This is a genomic window from Actinomyces sp. S6-Spd3, from assembly GCF_000758755.1.
In the GTDB taxonomy this organism is placed as follows: Bacteria; Actinomycetota; Actinomycetes; order Actinomycetales; family Actinomycetaceae; genus Pauljensenia.
The window spans coordinates 1-518 of sequence record NZ_JRMV01000181.1; the positions used below are offsets into that span (position 1 = coordinate 1).

General features: G+C 61.6%; 1 protein-coding gene. It reads left to right on the forward strand.

Annotated elements, in window-relative coordinates; genetic code table 11:
* The coding region (locus HMPREF1627_RS01075; RefSeq protein ID WP_034500401.1) for an MsnO8 family LLM class oxidoreductase at positions 1-518 on the forward strand (518 nt) is incomplete at both ends.

Sequence of the window (518 nt, forward strand, 5' to 3'; positions counted from 1 at the left end):
GATTCGTTTGGGTGCGGGCGGCGTGATGTTGCCAAACCATTCGCCGCTAATGGTTGCGGAGTATTACGGTACGCTCGCAACGATTTACGGTGACCGGTTTGATTTGGGGCTTGGCCGCGCGCCGGGCACCGATCCGGTGACGGCCTCGGCTCTGCGGCGCGGAAGCGGCCAGTTGGATGATTTCAGTGTTGATGTGGCCCAGCTGGTGCAGTATTTCCAGCCGAGCCCGGTTGACGATTTTGGTCTTGCTGGAGCGGAGGCCGCGGCGTTCGGGCTGTCTCCAAATCTCGCCTCGATCCGCAATAGGATTTTGGCGATTCCAGGTGAGGGAACCGAGGTTCCGCTGTGGATGCTCGGATCTTCGCTCGGTGGCGCCCAGGTGGCGGCCGCGCTGGGCTTGCCCTACAGTTTTGCGTCGCATTTTGCACCCCAATACTTGCGTAACGCGGTAGCGACGTACCGCGCGAACTTTAACGCGGAGGCTCCTACGGCCCAGGTGGATCGCCCGGTCTTCATGG